This is a genomic window from Microbulbifer sp. ABM4_008, from assembly GCF_056311705.1.
Genome location: NZ_CM149970.1, coordinates 1,740,718 through 1,760,693 on the forward strand (window position 1 = coordinate 1,740,718; position 19,976 = coordinate 1,760,693).

Below are 19,976 nucleotides of genomic sequence, written 5' to 3' on the forward strand. Positions count from 1 at the left end.
ACGTGGCCTTTCGTATACATGGGAAGAGCGTGCAGCAATTGGGCGCATCTTTCCAAATCCAGCGAAGTTTACTCTGAACTCTATAATAGTGAGAAAAGCTCAGGTATCGCTAAGATTGCTATCCGTGATCAGGCAGCCAATGGCACGGCGCCTAGTAAATATTTGGCGCAGATGTAAAGCGTAATGATAAGAGATTGGAGTCTATTCTTTGGCGTTCAGGAGTATTGCCTGGGGGTATGTATGCCGTACATGGAAGTGCGGCAAGGGTAAACCGGCACGGGAATATATAGGTCAGTACGTATAACAAGATTCCGGTAGAACTCCGCCTCGCTCAGCTATCAAAAAGATCGAGACCAATAACGCTCAAGGGCCTACAGATAAGCACATTGTTGGAGAGATAAACGAAGTGTTGGGTGTTTGAAAAAGCTTCGGAGGTAAACGACGTCTAATAATTTATCCCATTCTTTTCTTTCTTGAGTGGAAGCCTGACGATCGCAAATAGGCGCTAAATGGGGGCAGTACACGGGTAATTCGATACTCGTTATTATAACAGGTATCTGAAATTTCATAGAAGGTTACACCTTGGCTGGCGACCTATCATTTGATGATCAGGCCACTCAGTCTGATTTTTGCTTGCCCGGTTGGTGCTGCTCAATCTGCTATTTCCAAACTCGATAAGGCAGAGGTTTTTACCGTAGGTGTCTGTTTCAAAGTTTGGTCTTATGAATATTGCGAGCGACTGTGAGCCGAGGTTGCAGGCTAATTTTGAGTATGCTGGGTGCTCTTGTGCCCCAGCTATCCTATTCAGATAGTATAAAAGGAGATTCTGAGTAGGAGGTCAAGAACGGACGTTGGCGTGACCTTGAAAAGAACGGCCTGGCGAAGATGATTTCACTGTGCCCAATGCACTGCCATTTTACAAGGCGCTGTGTTGGGTGGCACACCAGCACCCTCCGATGCAACGCTCCTTCCAAATCATAAGGGTAGCTTTAAGGTAGGAGTAATTTCTTCCTTCTACTTGCCGCTATTCGTAATTTGGGAGAGTTCTGCCTACAGAATTCATAGCGTACAGGTATTGGTAGAAAGTAAAACCCCCCTTTATTTTCTGGTTAGTCACCTGAGAATCTGATATACGAAACTGCTAATGATAATGAGGGTTTATGAGCCTGCTTAAAGCGGGCTCATAAACTGGCTGAACATAATTCAGCAAAACTCAGTTACTGCCTTCACCATTGATTTTGCAGATTGCTTAGGGCAATCATTGATTTTACTCTCAACTACATTTTTATCGATAATATCAAAAAATCTCGCTTTATCAGTTCTCTTGTCGAATATCTGTGCCCAGCGAGTAAATGGGTCAGTTTTGGCAATCTGTTCTATCTCTTTGTAGGCATCCTCCTCATTGTGAAATGATCGCTTGAAGTCCTTTATTCCACCCATAAGTAGGTTATAAGTGCCGGTAAACAATGCGTATCTTTCCATGGGATTCTCCAAATTTATAAATCTGGGCTCCGAGTCGGTAGCCTTTGGTAGTTACTATCGGCTGAATACGCCGAAGCGTAGTTGGCTAGTTGCCTGGCCAGAAGTATGTTCTATTTTTAATAAAACCTACATACCAACCTTGCACTCCAATTTAACCCTTTTTTTATGTACAGAAGCTTAACTAGTATTTGTTTTTGCACTTTGAGGAGAGTTTTTGTCATGATCTGCATCATGTTTGTACAAGAATAATAGGTCTAATTTGTGCTACGCTTTATGTTGTTCAATATATTTTCATTTTTACTCGCCTGTATAGATGAAAGGGAAGGCTTCTCAGGCCCTCTTTACTACTCTTAACCTTCCTGGCTTGCTTTAAATGTGGTGTTTTTAGCTTAAAGGGTAGAATCTATTAACCCATAAGTTTGATCGATATGTCCTTTATTGATTGTGGACGTTTTGTTTGGATGACGAATTTGGTGGCGATATTTTCTGGGTTTGTGCGTTAGTACTTAATATTTAAATGTATGATATTGCTTAAAATAGATAAGTGCATTTAGATTGGGGTGTCAATCAGATTTAAGTACTTTAATGGTTGACTCTTTGGGTATACGTGAACGAAAAGAGCCTTGAAGGCTGTAAGAGTTACTTTTGTATCTCTTAAATAGTGTAAATGAGTTAATAGGTGCTTTGTATGTGAGAGTAATAGTATGCCCAATACTATTACCCTGTAGTATCTCTTTTTGATTGGCTTTACGTAGTCTCTTAGCAATAGTTTTTCTCTTAAAATATAGGAAACTTGTAAATGAACAGTGTACTCAAGGTCGTTACTTGTCTAGTTTTATCGATAACGATTTACAGAGAGGTTTGGGCCATTGACATACTTGCTCACAGGGGAGCATCTGGTGAGTACCCTCAAAGTACCAGCCTGGCTTTTGATATGGCATTAGAGCAGGGGGCAGATATTCTAGAGTTGGATATACATTTGTCAAAAGATAAGTTTATTATTATCAATCATGATGCAGACCTTAAAAAAAATACAGGTGTCTCGGATAAAATAGAAGATTTGACTTTGGGAGAAATAAAAGCATTGGATGCTGGATATAAGTTTACCCTAGATAATGGTGATAGTTACCCATTCCGAAACCAAGGACTCGCCCTCTTAACATTAAATGAGCTATTTGAGCGCTACCCCAGTGCCATTTTTAATATTGAAATTAAACCAAATGATAAGGTCCTATCAGAAATACTATGGCAAGTAATTGTTGACTATAGAATGGAGCAGCAAGTTACTGTGGCTAGCCAGCACAATAGGGCTATGGGCCATTTTCGTGATATCAGTGGGGGAGAGATTAGAACGAGCGCAACAATCGGTGAACTTATAGAGGCCAGTCTAGCCTGGAGTTCGGGCTTTGGATGGGCTTTCAAGCCGGACTTTGAAGTTGCCCAACTGCCATACAGTATTACCACGAAGCCCTATGTTCGCTTTTTTCAGAGTAAAGGCGTGGCCGTCGATCTCTGGACAGTTAACGATATAGATGACATTGAGCGCAGTATATCCCTTGGTGTAGATGGGATTATTGGTGATTTCCCTGGGCGAGTTTATCAACTACTTGAGAGTGCTGGAGAACGGTAATTTTTCTCGATGCGGGTCAGAATTGTCGAGTACAAAAATTTTCTTGTAAAAGAATAATGAAGTTAGTGTTAACTTGATAATTTCAACCTTAAAAAGTCAGTACTTTATTGACTTTTTAAGGTTCTAGGAGACGATGATATCGATCTTTATGGGCAAAAGTAGTATACAAAGAGTTTGTGTTTAGCCTGGAGGCAAAAATCTACATACTTCATTGAGCCTTCCGAAGCTTCAGATTCAACAATTAGAGAGGGTTGGGAAAGGCCTAGCTGCAATCTATTCTGGCTTACAAAAAAAAGTGCTGTTGGGTGGTGTGTTCTGGTACCCACAGGCCCCCACTTTCTGATACTTTCATTGTTAGTCGATAATTCGGCATTGGGTTTGCTATATGTGCAATCCGTAGGTGAGACTGTAATTGTTCCACCTTTAGAAGCTAGCGTTCCGTACAGGCTGCTGTTTCAATTCCTAGAGTTAGCCCACTGACGACAACATTGTTTCTAGTAGTAATATGGTTGGCTATTTTTGGTCTATTTCATTCCATTTTTGTCGTATCTATGGATCCAATTACTGCAATGCCAAGCTACTTAAGTAAGCTAATATTACTGCGCGCATAAACAGTTAAGAGGGGATTGTGAGTGTCTTCTAGTCCATAGGGATATTTGTAATTACCTTGTTGAATTTTTGCTACTTCCATTCTGCAGACTAAAAGAACCCTTTTACTTTCTAGTATGTCTAATTAAGTGAGAGACAGCTTACAAAGAGTTATAGCTGCTACACATGAGGCTTTCATATCAGGTTTCTTTCGGTCTTTGAGTGACACCGCGCATTTGGAATGCAGATCCTGTTGGAGAAACAATTGGCCTCTGAAATGAAGCTTTGTTTGGGTGCAGGGCTGGGAATGTAATGTCATAGTTTTCTTAAGTTATACAATCAGCTCTAGGGGCGAGACTTGTTGAAAGTGATGAGTTGACAGTTTAAAAATAACAGAAAGCCCTGTAATTGATGTCTTCTGGTAATGGATTTTTTGTGAGATAGACTTGTGCCAAAATAGAAGAGAGCTAGGGCTGTAAATGAGATGTTATTAGGTATACATTTTTCTGAAGTTGAAAGTTCTTCTATTGATATCATCTGCGTGGATAAAGATGTCCATCGTATAGTAATAAATTTTTGCTTGTGACGCAGATGTGTCCTATCCGTTTGTTCCTTATATCTTCTCGGCCTTTAGTTTTTTTAGAGCTTGCAGGAGGTTTAGTCAAGAAAATGATAACTTCTGGCCTCCTATGGCTGTTTGAGAGTTGTGCCGTAATCGAGGCTTTAGTCCGTTCGGGTTGAATACATAACAGGTGGTATTAGGTTGATTTTTTAATTTTCCCTCTTTGTGCTTCGAACTCTTTTCATTTAAGCTGTGGTGGAATCGGTGCTCGATAAGTTCAGTTGTTATTAGTCAAATATACTGGAGGGGGAATATGTACAATACTATCCTTTGCGCTATAGAAGCGTCTCAAGAAGGGAGGTATGTGTTGTCTAAAGCGGTAGAATTATCTAAGAAATTTGATAGCAAGCTAGTAGTTTTAAATGTACTGCCTTATAGCTTCCTGCCCAAGGATTATCAAAAAGAGCTGAAAGAGAGTGCAATCCCGAAGTTTGAGGAGATTACGGAAGACTTTGGGGTTAGCAAGAGAAATCGGGCCCTTAAAGTGGGAAAGCCTTATGAGGCTATCTGTAAGGAAGCTGAAAAAAGGAAGGTGGATCTGATAGTTCTGGGAACTCACTCCAAGAAAGGTTTGAGTTCCCTGATTGGTTCTACCGCTAATAGCATAGTGAACTATGCACATTGTGATGTAACTTTGGTTCGAATCTAAGTTATAGGGACATAGTCGACACAAAGTTTGCCTTCTATTCGTAATGACGCTTTTTGTAGGCCGGGCAACCGGAGTTTGCCCGGCCTACTTTGATTGTTGTTGTTTAGTTGGAAGTAGCTTGGGCTGGGTAATCTGGCTCCTCGCCTTTGGCTTCATTGTCTTCTGAGGCAGGAGCGTTACGTAGCACCAAAAAGCCAGCTGTCCCAGCGATAACCGACGCTAATAGAATGCCGGCTTTCGCCTGAATAAGCAGCTCATTTTGTGAGCTAAATGCTAGTTCGGCAATAAAAATGGACATAGTGAACCCAATACCTGCGAGCAATGCTACACCGACGATATGTTGGAAATTCGCCGCTTTGGGTAATTGGCCCCAACCTAGCTTCCAACCTACCCAAGTGGCCCCTACAATCCCAAGCAACTTACCGACCACCAAGCCAAAGATTACCCCGAGAGTGACCGGGTTGAGTACCGCTTCGGAGCTACTGAAGCTGTCGACCGGAATTCCCGCGTTAGCTAGTGCAAAGATAGGTATCACTACAAACCCGACCGGAATGTGCAGGCGAGTCTCCATGCGTTGTAGCGGAGATTGGGCTAAGTTCACGCCATTACCCAAGCCCATTACGCGAGCTCGTAAATCATCGTTAGCGATAATCTTGTCACCTGGGCGGAAGCAACGGTCAAAGCTGCGAATGATATCTTTTACGAAGGTGCTAAATGCTACAGGATCGTATTTTGGCTTGGCAGGTAATGCCATAGCGGTAATGACACCAGCGAGAGTAGCGTGGACACCAGCCGAGTGAAGTCCGTACCACAATAGACCTCCAACAAAGACATAGGCTGCGGATCGGCGAATCCCCGCAGCATTGAGCAGCCCGAGCACTGCAACCAGGCCACCTGATGCGATGAGTGCTGTCATGTTTACTTGTTCTGTGTACCAGATGGCAATAACGAGAATTGCCCCTAAGTCATCTACGATCGCCAGTGCGACCAAAAAGGTCACTACTGCTCGTGGTACACGGTTGCCTAGTAGTGCAATACAGCCTACCGCAAAGGCAATGTCTGTTGCCATCGGGATACCCCAGCCTGGACCGGCTTCGGTACCTAAATTAAGGGAGCTGTATAGTAGGGCGGGCACCACCATGCCGCCGATAGCGGCCATCACAGGTAGTACTGCCTGACGGAGATCTGAGAGTTCTCCCACAAGAAACTCTCGTTTTAATTCCAAGCCTACCAGAAAGAAAAAGATGGCCATTAGGCCGTCATTGATCCAGTGATGTAGGGAAAGGGAAAATATCCAGTCTCCTGCACCTATCGCAATAGGCATATGAAGTAGGTGCTTGTAAGCCTCTTGCAGAGGAGAGTTGGCAATAATCAAAGCGATAAGCGCAGAGAGCATTAGTAATATACCACTGCTGCTTTGGCGATGAATAAATTCCTCAAAAGGAGTAACCAGGCGACCAAATGCCTCTTCTAGCGGGGCTTCAAAAATTTTTCCTTTGCGAATTTTAAATCTATTCAAAACCCCTTTACTCATCGTTGAGCATCCTCCTTTACTGGCTATAAACCCTAAGAAATATAGGGCTGTTTTTCTCAATTCAGGCCCAAAGATTACCATGGAACTTGTATTTTTAACTAGATTAAAGCACGTCACTCGGTAGCCGGTCGAAAATATGATGAGTGAGAAAACCTGCGCAATTATTGGGGATTTCTTTGCTTCGCGTAAGAAATTTGAGGGTGTTGGTGATTTGAAATTAAATGCCGCTTTTATCGGCAGGTGACAAGTTTGAGCCTAAAACCATGAAATTCTATTGTATTCGGGTTGTAAAGAATAATAGTTTTTTATGTTAACTGTAATAAACAATTGTCTATGGATTTGAATGGTCTACTTTGGTTTGTCTAGCTAGTCCAATAGGGTAGCGGTACTCCTAAGTTTCTTTGCTTGAGGGGAGGGTAGCATTGTATAGGAACCTCCTTGCCAAATTTCCCTAGCTGCTATTTGCTTTCCAGCTGATGATGATTCAACGGCATATAGTTCATTGGAGCGAGTATAAGGGGCTACCGGAAAGGGCTTAGATCCCCGGTGAGAATTTATAGATTTATAAAATAAGTAGATCGATATTGGTGGCGAGCGTTTATGTCTTGTGACTAGTGATACTTCTTCTTTTATTGCACTCAATTTATAGGGGGATTGGTGTAAAACTCTAAGGTTTCTATCTACTCAGCCTCTGCGTTACGAAGGGATGGTAGTGGCTGAGTGGTTTAAATGATAGTGCCTGGGCTAGTGTTCTTGATGCAGATACCAAACAAAAAAAGTCTTATCAATAGGGCTATTTTCCCCAATCGGCCCCACTATTAGAACAATGCCACTTTTGTTGCTTATGCACACAAGGCTTTGAGTTGAATAGACACGTTATAACACGGGGCTTTACGCTTACAGTTCAAATACTCGATAATTAGCGCCCATATCACAGGCAGGCATAGGCACAGAGTGTAGTGAAATGCCTGGTACCTGTGACACTAGGATTGTATTCAAGACTTGGAGTGATCAGTGACAGCTACAGTTGAGCAAAAAGCGACCAATGTCCATTGGCATGAGGGTGATGTGACCCGAGAAAACCGGGCGAGTCTCCTCGGCCACAAAGGCGTGACTCTCTGGTTCACCGGCCTTTCGGGCTCTGGTAAGAGTACTGTGGCTGTTGCTGTAGAGAAGGCTCTCGCTGCTCGTGGCGTGCTTAGCTACCGTCTAGATGGCGATAACATTCGTTTGGGCATCAATTCAAACCTCGGTTTCTCTGCAGAGGATCGCCAGGAAAATATCCGTCGCGTAGGCGAAATTTCCAAGTTGTTTGCGGATACTGGCGTGGTTGTTTTATCCAGTTTTATTAGTCCCTACCGTGAAGATCGTGATTTAGTAAGAAAGATGCACGAAGCAGGTGATCTTCCATATATGGAGGTGTTCGTAGACTGTCCGCTGAAAGAGGCTGAGGCACGCGACCCCAAAGGCTTGTATAAGAAAGCTCGCGCAGGTGAGATCAAAGGCTTTACTGGTATTGATGATCCCTATGAGGCACCTGTTTCACCAGAATTGCACCTGAATACTGCTGAAATGACTCTTGAGGAGGAAGTAGAAGTGATTCTCTCCACTCTCCAAGAGAAAGGCATTATCGCTAAAGACTAGGCGGTATTGCTTTCGAGAAGGGGGATCACTAGATCCCCCTTTTTTTGCTTTTGTCCTAAAGATTTTTGCGCTTCTGCGCACCGCTCTACAAGTCCTGCATCTCTTTAAGTCTTCCTCGGCGCCAACTGTCAGTAGCCTGGGGCATCCGTTCATATACTCAAGCTGTACAGAAAGTGATGTTTCCTGTGGAGGCGCTTATGTCCGTTAGGAGAGGCTGGATACTCTCTATTTTGCTCTTGGTGCTAGTGGGCCTGGGGGCAGCAGCTTGGTATGGGTATAACCAGCTGCCAAAAGTCCACGGGAGCGTAGATGCTCCGGTGTTGAAGGTTCCTGAAGGGGTGCTGGACTATCAACCTGCGCCAGCTTATTCCGGCCCTCACCCCCGAATGATGTCCCGCCCGCCTGAATATTTCCCATTTCCTATTGGCTTGGGAGAGGTGGGGCCTGTAGAGACGCTATTTAGTGGCCCAGTCAGGTACCCTCTTTATTGTGGGAAAAACAATATTACAAATAAGCAGCCCCTGGTCGACAATCAGGATGGGGAAGGGGTGCCCATCTTTGCTCTAAATGATAAGGGCAGAAAGACAAAAGAGGTTATTGGGTATAGCCGGGATTGCAGTCACGCTACAGAGGTTACCTATTTTTACCGTAGTACCACTGATGGCCAGTTTCACTATCTGCATGAGGCCAGAAATGATATCGATAAGGTGACGGTAAACGGGAAGCAGGTAGATTTTATTGTTCGTGTAGAGACAGGCACGATCAACCGCCACTTTTATGCAATAGCAGTATTAAGGGGCGAGGGTGAGTCAGCAGGTAGACCAAGTGGTAGTAACTGGAATAAGCGGCTGATCTATCAGTTCCGTGGTGGCGTAGGCATTGGCGGGCGCCAGGGAAAAATCAACAAAGGAGATATCACCACGCGGCGAATGGATGAACTTGCGCGCGGTTATGCGATTGTCTATTCGACCGCCAATCAGACTAGAAACCACTACAATATGTGGCTGGCAGAAGACACTGCTCGTAGGGTGAAAAAGCAATTTGTATCGTTATACGGGGAGCCAATGTACACCGTTGGCATTGGGGGGTCAGGTGGAGCGATACAACAGTATCTATTTGCGCAGAATGCACCGGGCCTCTTAGATGCCGCTATACCCTTGTATTCCTACCCAGATATGGTGTCCCAAACGATCTATGCCTTCGATTGTGAGCCACTGGAGTACTTCTTTGACATTGTGGATAGGCAGAATCAGCGCTGGAAAAAAGCAGAGGAGCGTACGGTTATCCAGGGGTTAGCTGCCAGTGAGAATGGTTCAAGTAAATTTGGAGTGCTGAGCTTTTTCGCCGGGATTTTTGATAGCCGCTACCGAGACAGGATGCAAGGAACCACTGAATGTGTCGAAGGATGGCGAGGCTTAGTGCCGTTGGTTAATAACCCTAATTTTGTTCATTTTGCTAAGAGTTTTTCTGCTGAGGTTATCCCCAAAGTGCATTGGACACACTGGGAAGACCTTCGCCAGTTTTATGGTGCAAATGCATCAGGGTATGCAAATAGTTCTTGGGATAATGAGGGGGTGCAGTACGGCCTGAAAGCCCTAGTGAACGGCGAAATTAATATAGATACATTTTTACGTGTCAATGCTGCTGTAGGTGGCTGGAAAGCACCAGAAGATCAGAGCCAAGAGCAGTTGTGGTTTATGAATGGGAATATGTTTCCGGTTCGCTTGTCCCTTTGGAGTGAGCAAAATCTCAATATGGGAACCCTCCAAAAGCCGGCGAAGCGCAGTCGCGCAAGTCTGGAGGCTATTAATGGAATATATCGTTCCGGGCACGTTTTCCTGGGGGATGTAGAGATCCCCATTATTGATTTGCGGCACTACCTCGATAAAGAGCCTGATATGCACCACAGCTCAGCCTCTTTTTCCGCACGCGAGCGTATTCGGCGTGCCCGTGGACATGCGGAGAATCAACTGATTTGGATGAGTGACAAAGGCTACAACCCATTGCATGAGGCGCTGGATTTAGTCGACCGTTGGATGCAGAGCATCATAGAAAACCCAGGTAAAGGTGTCGTGGAAAACCGCCCGGATGATGCCAATGACCGATGCTTCGACAAGGAGGGAAATTTACTTGCGTCTGGAGATAAGGTTTGGGATGGCCCCTGGAATAGCCAAGCTCCCGGGAAGTGTATGAGGGTATACACGATCCATAGTACGTCAAGGCAAGTGGCGGGAGCGCCGGTGACTGATGATGTCTTTAAGTGCGCACTGCAGCCGGTTGAGCGGGCGCTGGCGAAGGGGATCTACGGTCCATTCACCGAGGAAATTTCCAGTCGTGTGGCAGATCTAAAGAGAATATTTCCTACCGGTGTTTGTAATTACAACGAGCAAGACTTGGCCCGCCCAAAAGAGCAGCTGATACCGAGGGGGATACCTGTGAAGATAGCTGGGCATCTGCTAGACCCAGACTATCGGCAAGGTAAGGTCTTGCAGGGAGCAAGTACTGAAGAGGCTGAAATGAGGGGGGTTCCTGTCTCTTTACCAGACGAATCGGATGGAAATTAATCGGACGTGATTATTTGGCGTGAAAATTGTTGACAGGAATCTAGAGTCGGGTAATATGCGCCTCGCTCAAGGGGGCACGGCCCCGATAGCAAAGAGCACCGGGTGGTTAGCTCAGTTGGGAGAGCGACGGCCTTACAAGCCGTAGGTCACAGGTTCGACCCCTGTACCACCCACCAACTTCCATAGAGAAAGTTTACTACCGAGGACCGGTAGTTCAGTTGGTTAGAATGCCGGCCTGTCACGCCGGAGGTCGCGGGTTCGAGTCCCGTCCGGTCCGCCAGATACAAAAAAGCCCTCACATGTGAGGGCTTTTTTGTATCTGTTATTTCGTTATTCCGGTTCGGTCTCTCTTAAGCCTTTAAAATCAATACCTAACTTGTGGGTGTCCGGCTATTTGGGGGGCTTCCAATCTTAGCCTGTCTGTTTTTCCGGGGCTCTTGCAAGTTGTTAAGCGTGCTTCTTGGGCAGCTTTTGGGCGTTTTCCGCACGAAGTTTTCATTTTTGACGTTTCTACTGTTGGGGCTCCTGAAGATGGGCGCTACCCAAGTCAATAGGTGATAGTTTATGTGTCCCCGAATGTTGGATGATTTGAGTTTAGAGTCTTTTGTTGAGGCCTCATGTGAAGTCCCTTATCAAAGAGGTGGTAAGGGTTTTTTTTCTGATATTGAGGTTTGGTTGAGGAGAGATGACCTGCTGGACCCACTAATATCTGGAAATAAAGCCTATAAGCTCATTTACAACCTGCTGGAAGCAAAGAGCCGGAAAGCTAAGACGTTGGTTACATGTGGCGGTGCTTGGTCAAATCATATCCACTCTGTGGCGGCAGCTGGTGCCCGCTTTGGGTTTCAAACTATAGGGGTAATTCGGGGGCATAAACCGCGCCATTTAAGTGCAACTTTGCTCGATGCTGAGCGGCTAGGAATGAGGCTGGCGTTTGTTAGTCGTGCCAAATATAGAGAAAGGAGGGAGGAAGATTTCCTAGCTGAGACCTCTTTAGGGGGGGAGGGTTGCTACTTCATCCCTGAGGGAGGGGCGAATCTGCTGGGGATCAGAGGTATCCAGCTCCTTGGGGAGGTCATTGAGAAAACCATGCCGGTAGACTTTGATCAGGTTTGGGTGGCATGCGGAACAGGATCTACCTTCGCTGGACTGTATTCAAGTGTTAAAAGTGCTTCTGTAGTTGGCGTTGAGGTTGTGAATGCCGGTGAAGCAATCTTTCAGGATGTGCTTGGCTGGGGAGTGGATCATGGGCGGCATCCGGCTGTTGTCGATCATGGTGTAATAAGAAGAGAGTTGCGCGCGGGGCGTAATGCAAACGGCGTGTTGCTTGGTGGGTACCATTTTGGAGGGTATGGAAAGATATCTGAGGAATTGGCTTTGTTCCAAAGGGAGGCGGAGCGTCATCTTAAGGCGCCTTTAGACCCTATATACCTCACCAAGCTCTTGTATGGGCTGAAAGATAGCGCGTTGCAGGGGCGTATCAATAGAGGGGCACGAATCCTTATTGTTCATTCTGGTGGGCTTCAAGGCAGGCGAGGCGCAAATTGAACAGTGATCTCTCAATTCGACTATAGATGCATGGTCCGGCATAATGGAGGTTTTATATTGCCTGGGGTTACCCGGGTGGATGGCTGGTTTAGTCTGGGAATGAGCCTCAATTTATGCCTGGGGGAGATGTGTCAGAGTTTGAAAATATAGGCTTAATTGGCAGAACAGAAAGTGATAGCGCCGTTATCTCTCTGAAGAGGCTAATGAGCTTTTTACAAGCTCGGGGCTATACGATTGTGTTGGAAGCCGAAACCGCGAAATCTCTAACAGGATATGCTGCAGCTACTTCCCCTCGGGATAAGCTTGGCGAGGTTTGCGATCTCGTTATTGTTGTCGGTGGGGATGGCAGCCTGCTATCTGCAGCCAGGGCTTTGGCAAAGTTTAGCGTGCCCCTTCTTGGTATTAATCGAGGTAGGTTGGGCTTCCTTACGGATATTACTCCAGATGAAATTGAATCTAAGGTGGCTGAGGTACTGGCTGGAAAATATATAGCTGAAAGCCGCTTTTTGCTAGATATGTCAGTATCGAGAGATGGTAAGAGTATAGGTAAGGGAACAGCACTGAATGACGTAGTTTTGCATCCTGGAGAATTTATTCGAATGATCGAATTTGATCTCCATATAGATGGGCAATTTGTATATACGTTGCGCTCTGATGGACTTATTATCTCAACCCCTACAGGCTCTACCGCATATGCTTTATCTGGAGGGGGGCCGATCATGCATCCAAAGCTTGATGCGATTGTATTGGTTCCATTGAATCCTCACACATTAAGTAGCCGCCCAATTGTTGTGGAGGGTAGTAGTGAATTCAAGATAACAGTTGGGGAGCACAATACTACAAACCCATATGTAACATGTGATGGTCATGAGCAAGTTGTAACTAAACCTGGAGATATTATCCGCATCCACAAAAAGCCTCATAGGCTAACTTTGGTCCATCCTCTCGAGCATAACTTTTATGAGACTTGCCGAATGAAGCTTAATTGGCAATTACCATAACTTTATTAATGTAAATACAGCTATTTATACTAATAGGTTTTTCGGATTTTAAGATTTTTACGATATTGTGGGCATGATAAATTACGTAATATTAAATCCTTTTTATAGTGGTGAGGAAGGGTCTAATTCCGGTATAGATATATATTCTAGAGAGTTAAGGCAGGCAATCATCTCAAGGGAAGATGTAAATGTAGTCTTGGTTAGCTTCCATCACGGCCAAAAAAGAGGGGACCTAAAGAGGATCGTACGCCATAGTTTAAGTGAATTTAGTAAGAAAAATACAATAATTGAAGTTCCAGATGCAAGGGCATTTGGGGAGTTGATTCCACGTGGGTACTTCACTCATCTTAGGCTGCATTGCCCTTTGTTTTTGGCGCAGAAATATGATCGAGCGCGCCCTAGTAAATTATTAAAGTTCCGCGAGATTAGGCAAATGCGCAAAGCGGACTTCCTCTCGTCTCCTTCACAGTTGATGAGCAACGAATTGTCCAGCGAGCTAAAGGGGCGAGAGGTTTGTGTATACCCTAACCCTATCTGTAACCAGAGGGATAACTATATATATGGCGAGACAGATAGAGATATTGATCTTCTTTTCTTGGGGCGATATCAGTATTTGAAGGGAATTGATGTTTTCTTAAAGGTCGTAAATTATTTCGATGGGAGTTTGAAGGTTGCGGTGGCGGGAGATGATAGACCTATAGATCTAGGTGTATATGATCATTATATCGATAACCACGGTTTTGTAGGCCCTTCAGAAAAAATGAATCTTCTAAAGAGGGCTAAATGTGTACTGATTCCTAGTAGGTTTGAATCGTTTTCTATGGTTGGCTATGAGGCAATTTTACATGGTGCTAAGGCGATTGCTTGGCCTAATACTGGGTTTAGTGAGTGGGCAGATAATGAGGTGGTTTTTAAGGGTTTTGCCGACGAAGAAAAGACAATAGAGGTAATCTTGAATGCATTGCAAGCTTCTTCGGATTCTGCACAGTTTTCAGAAAAGGTCGCTAAAGTTAATGAGGCGTTTTGGGTTGGAGTTGAAAATGTTCGAAAAGAATTTAATAAGTGGTTAGGTGTATGATCGGAATTTTAAAGTTGGTATGGTTTAGGCTGAAAACCGAACCATTGCAATTTTCTGCACGTATATTCAAAAAAGTATTTTTTTCGCCAGGGGTTTTAGTGCACGATATTGCAAATGCAACGTCTGTGCCATTGAAGTTTATGGGGGCGAAAGATATTTCTGGGGTAGTTGAGGCTGGCGATCGGGCCGTTCTTGATGACGCTAAATTTATTCGGATACGAAAAACTCAGAGGAAGTCTTCTAGCGGTTATTCGCGCTATAGCTTGATTTACAAAGATAAACAAAAGTTTGGGATAAACCGAACTAAATTTTCACCAACAAATGAGCGATTTTCATCGCTGTTTTTCTTGTCGGCATCGGAGGATGATGTTGGTAGTGATTTTTTGAAAGAAGTGTCTGAGAATACGTCTAACTTCATTGGTTTCAGGAAAGAAAATCTTGGTGTCAGCCTGCTGAATAATGAGGCGCTTGTGTGTGATAAGCTGGTTTTGATGACGAGGCTGAAACCTTTAAAGCTACAAGATAGTCTGTATTGTTCGTATCAAAATTTAGTAATCATAAATCCTAAGGGGTATATCCCCTGGATGTATTGGCAGGTTAATCAGAACGCGAATATAATCTTGATCTTGACTGGCGAACAGGACCACACTGTTTTACAGGATTACCTTGATGTGGCATCTGTTGTAATTGATTGTGACGGTATCATTACTCCTCATGACCGGAAGAGTTCATATATATATATCCATAGCCCGCTAGATTCTTTGGAGCATGTACTGACAAGCGTTATTCTTGATTTCAGTGAGAAACAAAAAAATATGCTTGTGCCAGCTTACCGTGGTTTGGAGTATATACCTGATATTGAGATTCTTAATGCCAAGGGAATAGATGGTGTTTTATGTTTAAAGGAGCCGTTTAATCCTGTTGAGGGGGCAACTTTCATAGAAATGATTGAGCATAATAAGGAGAAAATTAAGTATATACTTCTTAGAGAGGAGCTTAATCTGAGGTATAGAGATTTAGTTTGGGAGTCTGAAGAAAGGGATGATCCGGTAGGCTTGTTGTTGAAGTCTTTGAAGGAGGGGGTGAAGTATGAAATCGTCTATTAATATAGTCCATATTTCTTTAACTCCATTAGTAGGTTCTCCAGGAAAGATTGCCGACTGCATAAATCGATACACCCCTCATAGAGGCGAGTTTATCTATCTGTCTGATTATCCTAAGCCTTTAAAGGGAAGCTTTACTTCTTCGGGAATTTATTGGGATAGAAGGCCAGGCAAGGGTAACGGGCTTGCAGTAGAGTTAATCAAAAATGCTGATGTAATTCATATACATAATGCAGTTTACCGGGTAGTTTGTGATGAAATATATGAGTTGAACCCTTCAGCCGCATATGTTTTCCAAACCCACTCTGGATTGAGAGAGGGGCCTTTGTATTTTGATGCTACTGAGATGATGGGGCTCCCATTTAAGCGATTTTTTACGATTGCGCAGGCCTACCCTCGCCTCTACCAAAATTATGAGCCGGTCCCAAATATTATTAGCTTTCCAGCCAACTCGGAGCCAGCTCCGATGGGTGAGGGAGAGAGGCCTCGAGTACTTTTTTCCCCGACTCATTCACGCAAAGCTCGCTGGGGCGGGAAGGGGTCAAAGGTCCTTGAAGAAACTTTAACTGCACTATCTGCCCTAGGCAAAATTGAGTACGTTAGGCCAAAGTCTTTTCTAACGCCATATGAATTGTTCTCCCTAAGAAAAACATGCCAAATTTCCGTTGATGAAATAATCACGGGTGGTTTTCACCAAGTTAGCCTGGAAGCTATGGGTGCTGGAACGGTGTGCGTAAATGGGTCCGATTACTTTTCGAACCTTTCATTTATGAGCTGCTTGGGAGCTGTGGAAGAGCTACCTTTTTTTGCAGTTACTGAGGATGATTGTGTTGAACGGATGGAAGAACTGGTATCCTCTCCAGATCTAATTATAAAATATCAAAAAAAGTCATTAGAGTTTTTTAATAATTATTTAAAGCCTGAGAGATTGGTAGGCATTTATGCGCAGAAGTATGAAGAGCTCTTCTAATAGTATCCGTTCCTTTAAAGGGCTACATGAAGGAGGCGTGGGAGTCATTTTGGCAAATGGTCCTTCTGCATTAGGCTATAAGAAAAAAAATGATTCTGTTGTCCATATTGGGTTAAATGCATCTCCCTTACTTGAAGAAAAGTGCGGCCTGACCCTTGACTATTATGTGTTAACCGATAGGCGTTTCTTGCAAAACCCAGAGAAAAGGCCCATCGCTGACGTTATGTTTGATCGTGATATACCTTGTGTTTTGCGAGAAGAACTGTCAGCTGATCTAACTGAGGTTGGAGGTAATACTCACTTTGTAAAATCGATTGGGCGTGACGGTTTTTCGACAGATCTAGAGTCGGGATTTTATTTTGGTTGCACTACAACAATGCTTGCCTTGCAGCTAGCCTATTATTTGGGGTTGAAAAAAATACACCTTGTAGGTGTTGATCTAATATATAAGCCGGATCAGCCTCGTTTCTATAAGGAGAAGGTGGTCGAGCCAAGTGATCCCTTTACGAGTGTGCAAATATGGAACTTCTCTAATGCTTACCGTGTGCTAAAGGCTGCTGGAGTGGAACTCTCTATTTGCAGCCCAAGATCACTTGTTAGACCATATTTGCCTTTTGTGGATGTGAATAAGATCGGCTAGTAAATTTTCATATAGTAAGCTCGGGTAGTTTCCCGAGCTTACTTCTATGTGATTTGAAGGCGTGAACGAGCTAGTAAAAATTATTTTCAATATAAGATGGGCTCATTTATTGAAGCTATTGCTGTAGATTAACTAATAAATTTTAAAGCAATTCATTCAGATTGAATTTTTTAATATCTTTGATTTTCTAGATACTTTAGCGCACTTTGCAATATCAAGGCATGTAGGACTTGTAGCTGTGAATTAAAGAATTTGATATTTTTGTATGGTTTGGCTGGGGTGGTTGGTTTCAGGTGTTTATTCGTTCTAAGTGTGCTATTTGCCAGCAGGCTGAGCTTTAATAGGAGTGACTCAGCCAGCCGCTGATCTTGGTTAGCTGCCTATTTTTTGGAGTAGGTACTGCTTAATTTTTAAGTATATCTTTGAAGTATATATATCTATTTTCTTGTAACCTGTCAGAGTCTTTTGGTTAAGATCTGTTCGGCGGTTAATTGTAGGTAAGTTAGATATCGCTGGTATTTTTTGCTGCTTGCTAAGTAAGTGATGTAATAGTGCGTTCTTGTCAGATATATTTTCTATCTGGCTTTCTAGGTGGATAGATTTATCAATGCTTTGCGTTGTTATGGCAGGTGAGGATTGAAATATGCCTTGACCTAATGCAAATACCATCTTGTCATAAATTAAAGCTTGGAGGAGCACGGTGCTATTAATACCTACTACAGCAGAGCTTTCAGCTATTAGTTGGTGCAAGTTTGTGGTGTTGTCAATAATTAATCGGTCTGAAATCTCGGAGTATTTGCTAGTTTTATTTTTGGGGGAGAGTGGGTGAGGCCTAGCTATAATTTTATGGCTTTTGGGTGTTTTTTTAATGGTCCATAAAAGGAGGTCCTCCATAGATTTGAAGGGAGAAAATTTAGATATGTTTGTGTCAGTTTCTAGTTGAAGTGGAACAAAAATATATTCGCGGTCTTGAATTTTGTAATCACCGTTTTTTCTTCGATATGACCACTTCCACTTCTCGATACGCTTACTTTCTAAAGGTGATAATTTAGCGGGGCATGTTTTTGCAATGGAGCTTGCGGCATTTACTCCACGACAGTCTGAATAATATGTGCCAGACTGAGGAAACCAACCTGCCTCTAGAAATGAGAAGGTCTGCTTGGGATTTATTTTTTTGGTTAGGCTAATGAAGTCCTGTTGGTAATGTGCCAGTCCATTCCAAATTATTACCTGATCTGGTTGAAATTCTTCTAGAATATTTTTGTAGTGGTTGCAACGATACTTTCTTATTGCATCTAAAGTTGCTAGTGGGTTTTTCTCAAAAGCTCTTTTTAGTTTTCTATTCCTGGGGAGAGCGAAGAAGGGAATATTTTGCTCTGCAATCTTGGCTTTGATAATATTCTTGCAATAAACTGAGTGGGGTTGCTCGAATGAATTCCTATGGAGTAGTTGTACCTCTTCTTCAAGAACGAGAAGTACATTGTTTCCCTTTAGTATTTCAGTTTGTGCAAGTGCGCAAATATGTTCTGCTCTAACAATATCTGGCATGGCCTCATAAAATAAAATTTTTCTCATTTTTTCGTTAAATCGTCGCCTTGCGATCTATGGGGGAATCTGTAGCTTCGTATAGCATGCTGGTTTCCTTTGCAATAGCAGATGCAGAAAAGGGCTTTTGTGGAACTGGGAAGGCGAGGGGCGCCTGAGTGAACTTTATGATTAGCTCCCCGAGCTTTGTGGAATCGTTGGCTGGATAAGTTGCCCCTTGATCTAAAAGCTCGGCACATCCAGGGCTATCGCTAGAAATTATGGGTGTTTGCCTTGCGGCAGCTTCAAGTAGAACCTGAGGCTGATTTTCTGGACTATTACTTGGGATGACCAGGAGGTCGATTGAGTCGATAAATTTAACAGCCTCGGTTTCTGTAATTCTGCCCAGGTATTTTATGTCAAGAGCGCTTTCAAATAGGCGCGCAGCATAGCGTTGATCATTAATGGGCCCTGCCATCTTAAGTGTCACGTTACTTAAGTTTAACTTCGTTAGGGCATTAATAAGGGTGTGAGGACCTTTATGGGGGGCTATGGCCCCTAAGTATCCGATTGTAAATGAAGAGCCTCTTAAGGTTTCGGTAACCGGTATAGCTGAAAACCACTCTTCAGATAATCCTGTTGGAAGGTATATTGTATTCTCAATATTAAAATAATTTCTTATTTTATCTCTACTAGTTTTTGATAGGCAGATGACTTTTTGTGCTTTTTTGAGCGTATTTTCCAGTATAGCTTTTCTTGATGGCCATATTGGAAGCTCGTTAAGCTGAAGCAAGCTTTTTAAGTTCATTGCGCCTTGAATGAACGGCCGAAGATGCTTCCGTGTGGCTAAATTCTGAATTGTTATATTTGGGTGGGTTGCCAAAATGCATCGTTGACAGTCTTTAGAGGATTGAAACCCTTCGCAGAAACTACCATCTTTGAGTGTAAGTGTATGTTTGGGGCAAAGCCACCAGAAGTCTGTTACGGTTACAAAGTAAGGTATCTTTAGTAAGTTGGCAGCATTTAGCGCATTAATACCAATGTGTGCAGGGTTGACCATGTGTACAATATCAGGGTTTACAGTTTGAAACAGCTTTTTATAGTAGCTTTCTCCCTGACCTTTCAGCGTACCCCATCCTTTGGTTGGGATATTCAAAACATCTACAGTGTTACCACTTACTTTATTGGCGTTGTTGAGCTTAATGTTTTCTGGGTCACCTGATGCAATGATAACATCGTGTCCAAGCTGCATTAGTTTAGCAGTGACATTCTGAATATACTTTTCTGTCCCCTGATTGTACCCATCTCCAAACTGCATAGTTAGGAACAGAACACGTTTTTTCGCTTTACTCGTTTCCATCTTGCTTGCTATTGCCGATTGGCTCGGAGTTATGTGTAT

Annotated in this window: 15 protein-coding genes and 2 tRNA genes; 12 read left to right on the top strand and 5 right to left on the bottom strand. The window is 43.5% G+C overall.

Annotated features, from left to right (window positions below):
• Positions 1–1,203 precede the first annotated feature (1,203 nt).
• On the bottom strand, positions 1,204–1,482 hold the full coding sequence (locus ACYX4J_RS07665) for a hypothetical protein (RefSeq protein ID WP_476178270.1): 279 nt from the start codon (positions 1,480–1,482) through the stop codon (positions 1,204–1,206).
• A gap of 799 nt (positions 1,483–2,281) precedes the next feature.
• On the opposite strand from ACYX4J_RS07665, the gene ACYX4J_RS07670 reads away from it, so the two are divergent.
• On the top strand, positions 2,282–3,112 hold the full coding sequence (locus ACYX4J_RS07670; RefSeq protein WP_476178271.1) for a glycerophosphodiester phosphodiesterase family protein: 831 nt from the start codon (positions 2,282–2,284) through the stop codon (positions 3,110–3,112).
• A gap of 146 nt (positions 3,113–3,258) precedes the next feature.
• Here the strand turns inward: ACYX4J_RS07670 and ACYX4J_RS07675 are convergent, their stop codons facing one another.
• Positions 3,259–3,558 (bottom strand): DNA-processing protein DprA, encoded by a 300-nt coding sequence (locus tag ACYX4J_RS07675; protein ID WP_476178651.1) that lies wholly within the window; start codon positions 3,556–3,558, stop codon positions 3,259–3,261.
• Between the two features lie 1,017 nt (positions 3,559–4,575).
• On the opposite strand from ACYX4J_RS07675, the gene ACYX4J_RS07680 reads away from it, so the two are divergent.
• Complete coding sequence (locus ACYX4J_RS07680; protein ID WP_444907895.1) at positions 4,576–4,971, top strand: universal stress protein; 396 nt, start codon at positions 4,576–4,578, stop codon at positions 4,969–4,971.
• 103 nt (positions 4,972–5,074) lie between these two features.
• Here ACYX4J_RS07680 and nhaA read toward each other — a convergent pair whose 3' ends face one another.
• Entirely contained in the window at positions 5,075–6,505 is a 1,431-nt protein-coding gene (nhaA, locus tag ACYX4J_RS07685) for a Na+/H+ antiporter NhaA (RefSeq protein WP_476178272.1), read from the bottom strand.
• 1,014 nt (positions 6,506–7,519) lie between these two features.
• Between nhaA and cysC the strand changes: the two genes are divergently transcribed.
• The 10 genes from cysC to ACYX4J_RS07735 all read left to right on the top strand — a co-directional run bounded on the left by cysC (position 7,520) and on the right by ACYX4J_RS07735 (position 17,053).
• Positions 7,520–8,149 (top strand): adenylyl-sulfate kinase, encoded by a 630-nt coding sequence (gene cysC / locus ACYX4J_RS07690; RefSeq protein ID WP_444914152.1) that lies wholly within the window; start codon positions 7,520–7,522, stop codon positions 8,147–8,149.
• Positions 8,150–8,346: 197 nt separating this feature from the next.
• Positions 8,347–10,713, top strand: a complete 2,367-nt coding sequence (locus tag ACYX4J_RS07695; RefSeq protein ID WP_476178273.1) for a DUF6351 family protein — start codon at positions 8,347–8,349, stop codon at positions 10,711–10,713.
• 100 nt (positions 10,714–10,813) lie between these two features.
• A tRNA-Val gene (locus tag ACYX4J_RS07700) sits at positions 10,814–10,889 on the top strand.
• Between the two features lie 27 nt (positions 10,890–10,916).
• Positions 10,917–10,993, top strand: a tRNA-Asp gene (locus ACYX4J_RS07705).
• A gap of 284 nt (positions 10,994–11,277) precedes the next feature.
• The gene (locus ACYX4J_RS07710; protein ID WP_476178274.1) at positions 11,278–12,261 is read left to right on the top strand and encodes a 1-aminocyclopropane-1-carboxylate deaminase/D-cysteine desulfhydrase; all 984 of its coding nucleotides are present in this window, start codon (positions 11,278–11,280) and stop codon (positions 12,259–12,261) included.
• Between the two features lie 128 nt (positions 12,262–12,389).
• Positions 12,390–13,262: an NAD(+) kinase gene (locus tag ACYX4J_RS07715; RefSeq protein WP_476178275.1), complete on the top strand. Its 873-nt coding sequence runs from the start codon at positions 12,390–12,392 to the stop codon at positions 13,260–13,262.
• A gap of 73 nt (positions 13,263–13,335) precedes the next feature.
• Positions 13,336–14,340: a glycosyltransferase gene (locus ACYX4J_RS07720; RefSeq protein ID WP_476178276.1), complete on the top strand. Its 1,005-nt coding sequence runs from the start codon at positions 13,336–13,338 to the stop codon at positions 14,338–14,340.
• A complete protein-coding gene (locus tag ACYX4J_RS07725; RefSeq protein ID WP_476178277.1) occupies positions 14,337–15,446 on the top strand; it encodes a hypothetical protein in 1,110 nt (369 codons plus the stop codon). The genes ACYX4J_RS07720 and ACYX4J_RS07725 overlap by 4 nt, the downstream gene beginning before the upstream one ends.
• Entirely contained in the window at positions 15,430–16,413 is a 984-nt protein-coding gene (locus ACYX4J_RS07730; RefSeq protein WP_476178278.1) for a hypothetical protein, read from the top strand. Before ACYX4J_RS07725 ends, ACYX4J_RS07730 begins: the two co-directional genes overlap by 17 nt.
• Positions 16,385–17,053: a hypothetical protein gene (locus ACYX4J_RS07735; protein WP_476178279.1), complete on the top strand. Its 669-nt coding sequence runs from the start codon at positions 16,385–16,387 to the stop codon at positions 17,051–17,053. Before ACYX4J_RS07730 ends, ACYX4J_RS07735 begins: the two co-directional genes overlap by 29 nt.
• Before the next feature lie 372 nt (positions 17,054–17,425).
• On the opposite strand, the gene ACYX4J_RS07740 is transcribed toward ACYX4J_RS07735, so the two are convergent.
• A complete protein-coding gene (locus ACYX4J_RS07740) occupies positions 17,426–18,628 on the bottom strand; it encodes a capsular polysaccharide export protein, LipB/KpsS family (RefSeq protein WP_476178280.1) in 1,203 nt (400 codons plus the stop codon).
• Positions 18,629–18,635: 7 nt separating this feature from the next.
• Positions 18,636–19,937, bottom strand: a complete 1,302-nt coding sequence (locus ACYX4J_RS07745; protein WP_476178281.1) for a glycosyltransferase family 4 protein — start codon at positions 19,935–19,937, stop codon at positions 18,636–18,638.
• Positions 19,938–19,976 lie beyond the last annotated feature (39 nt).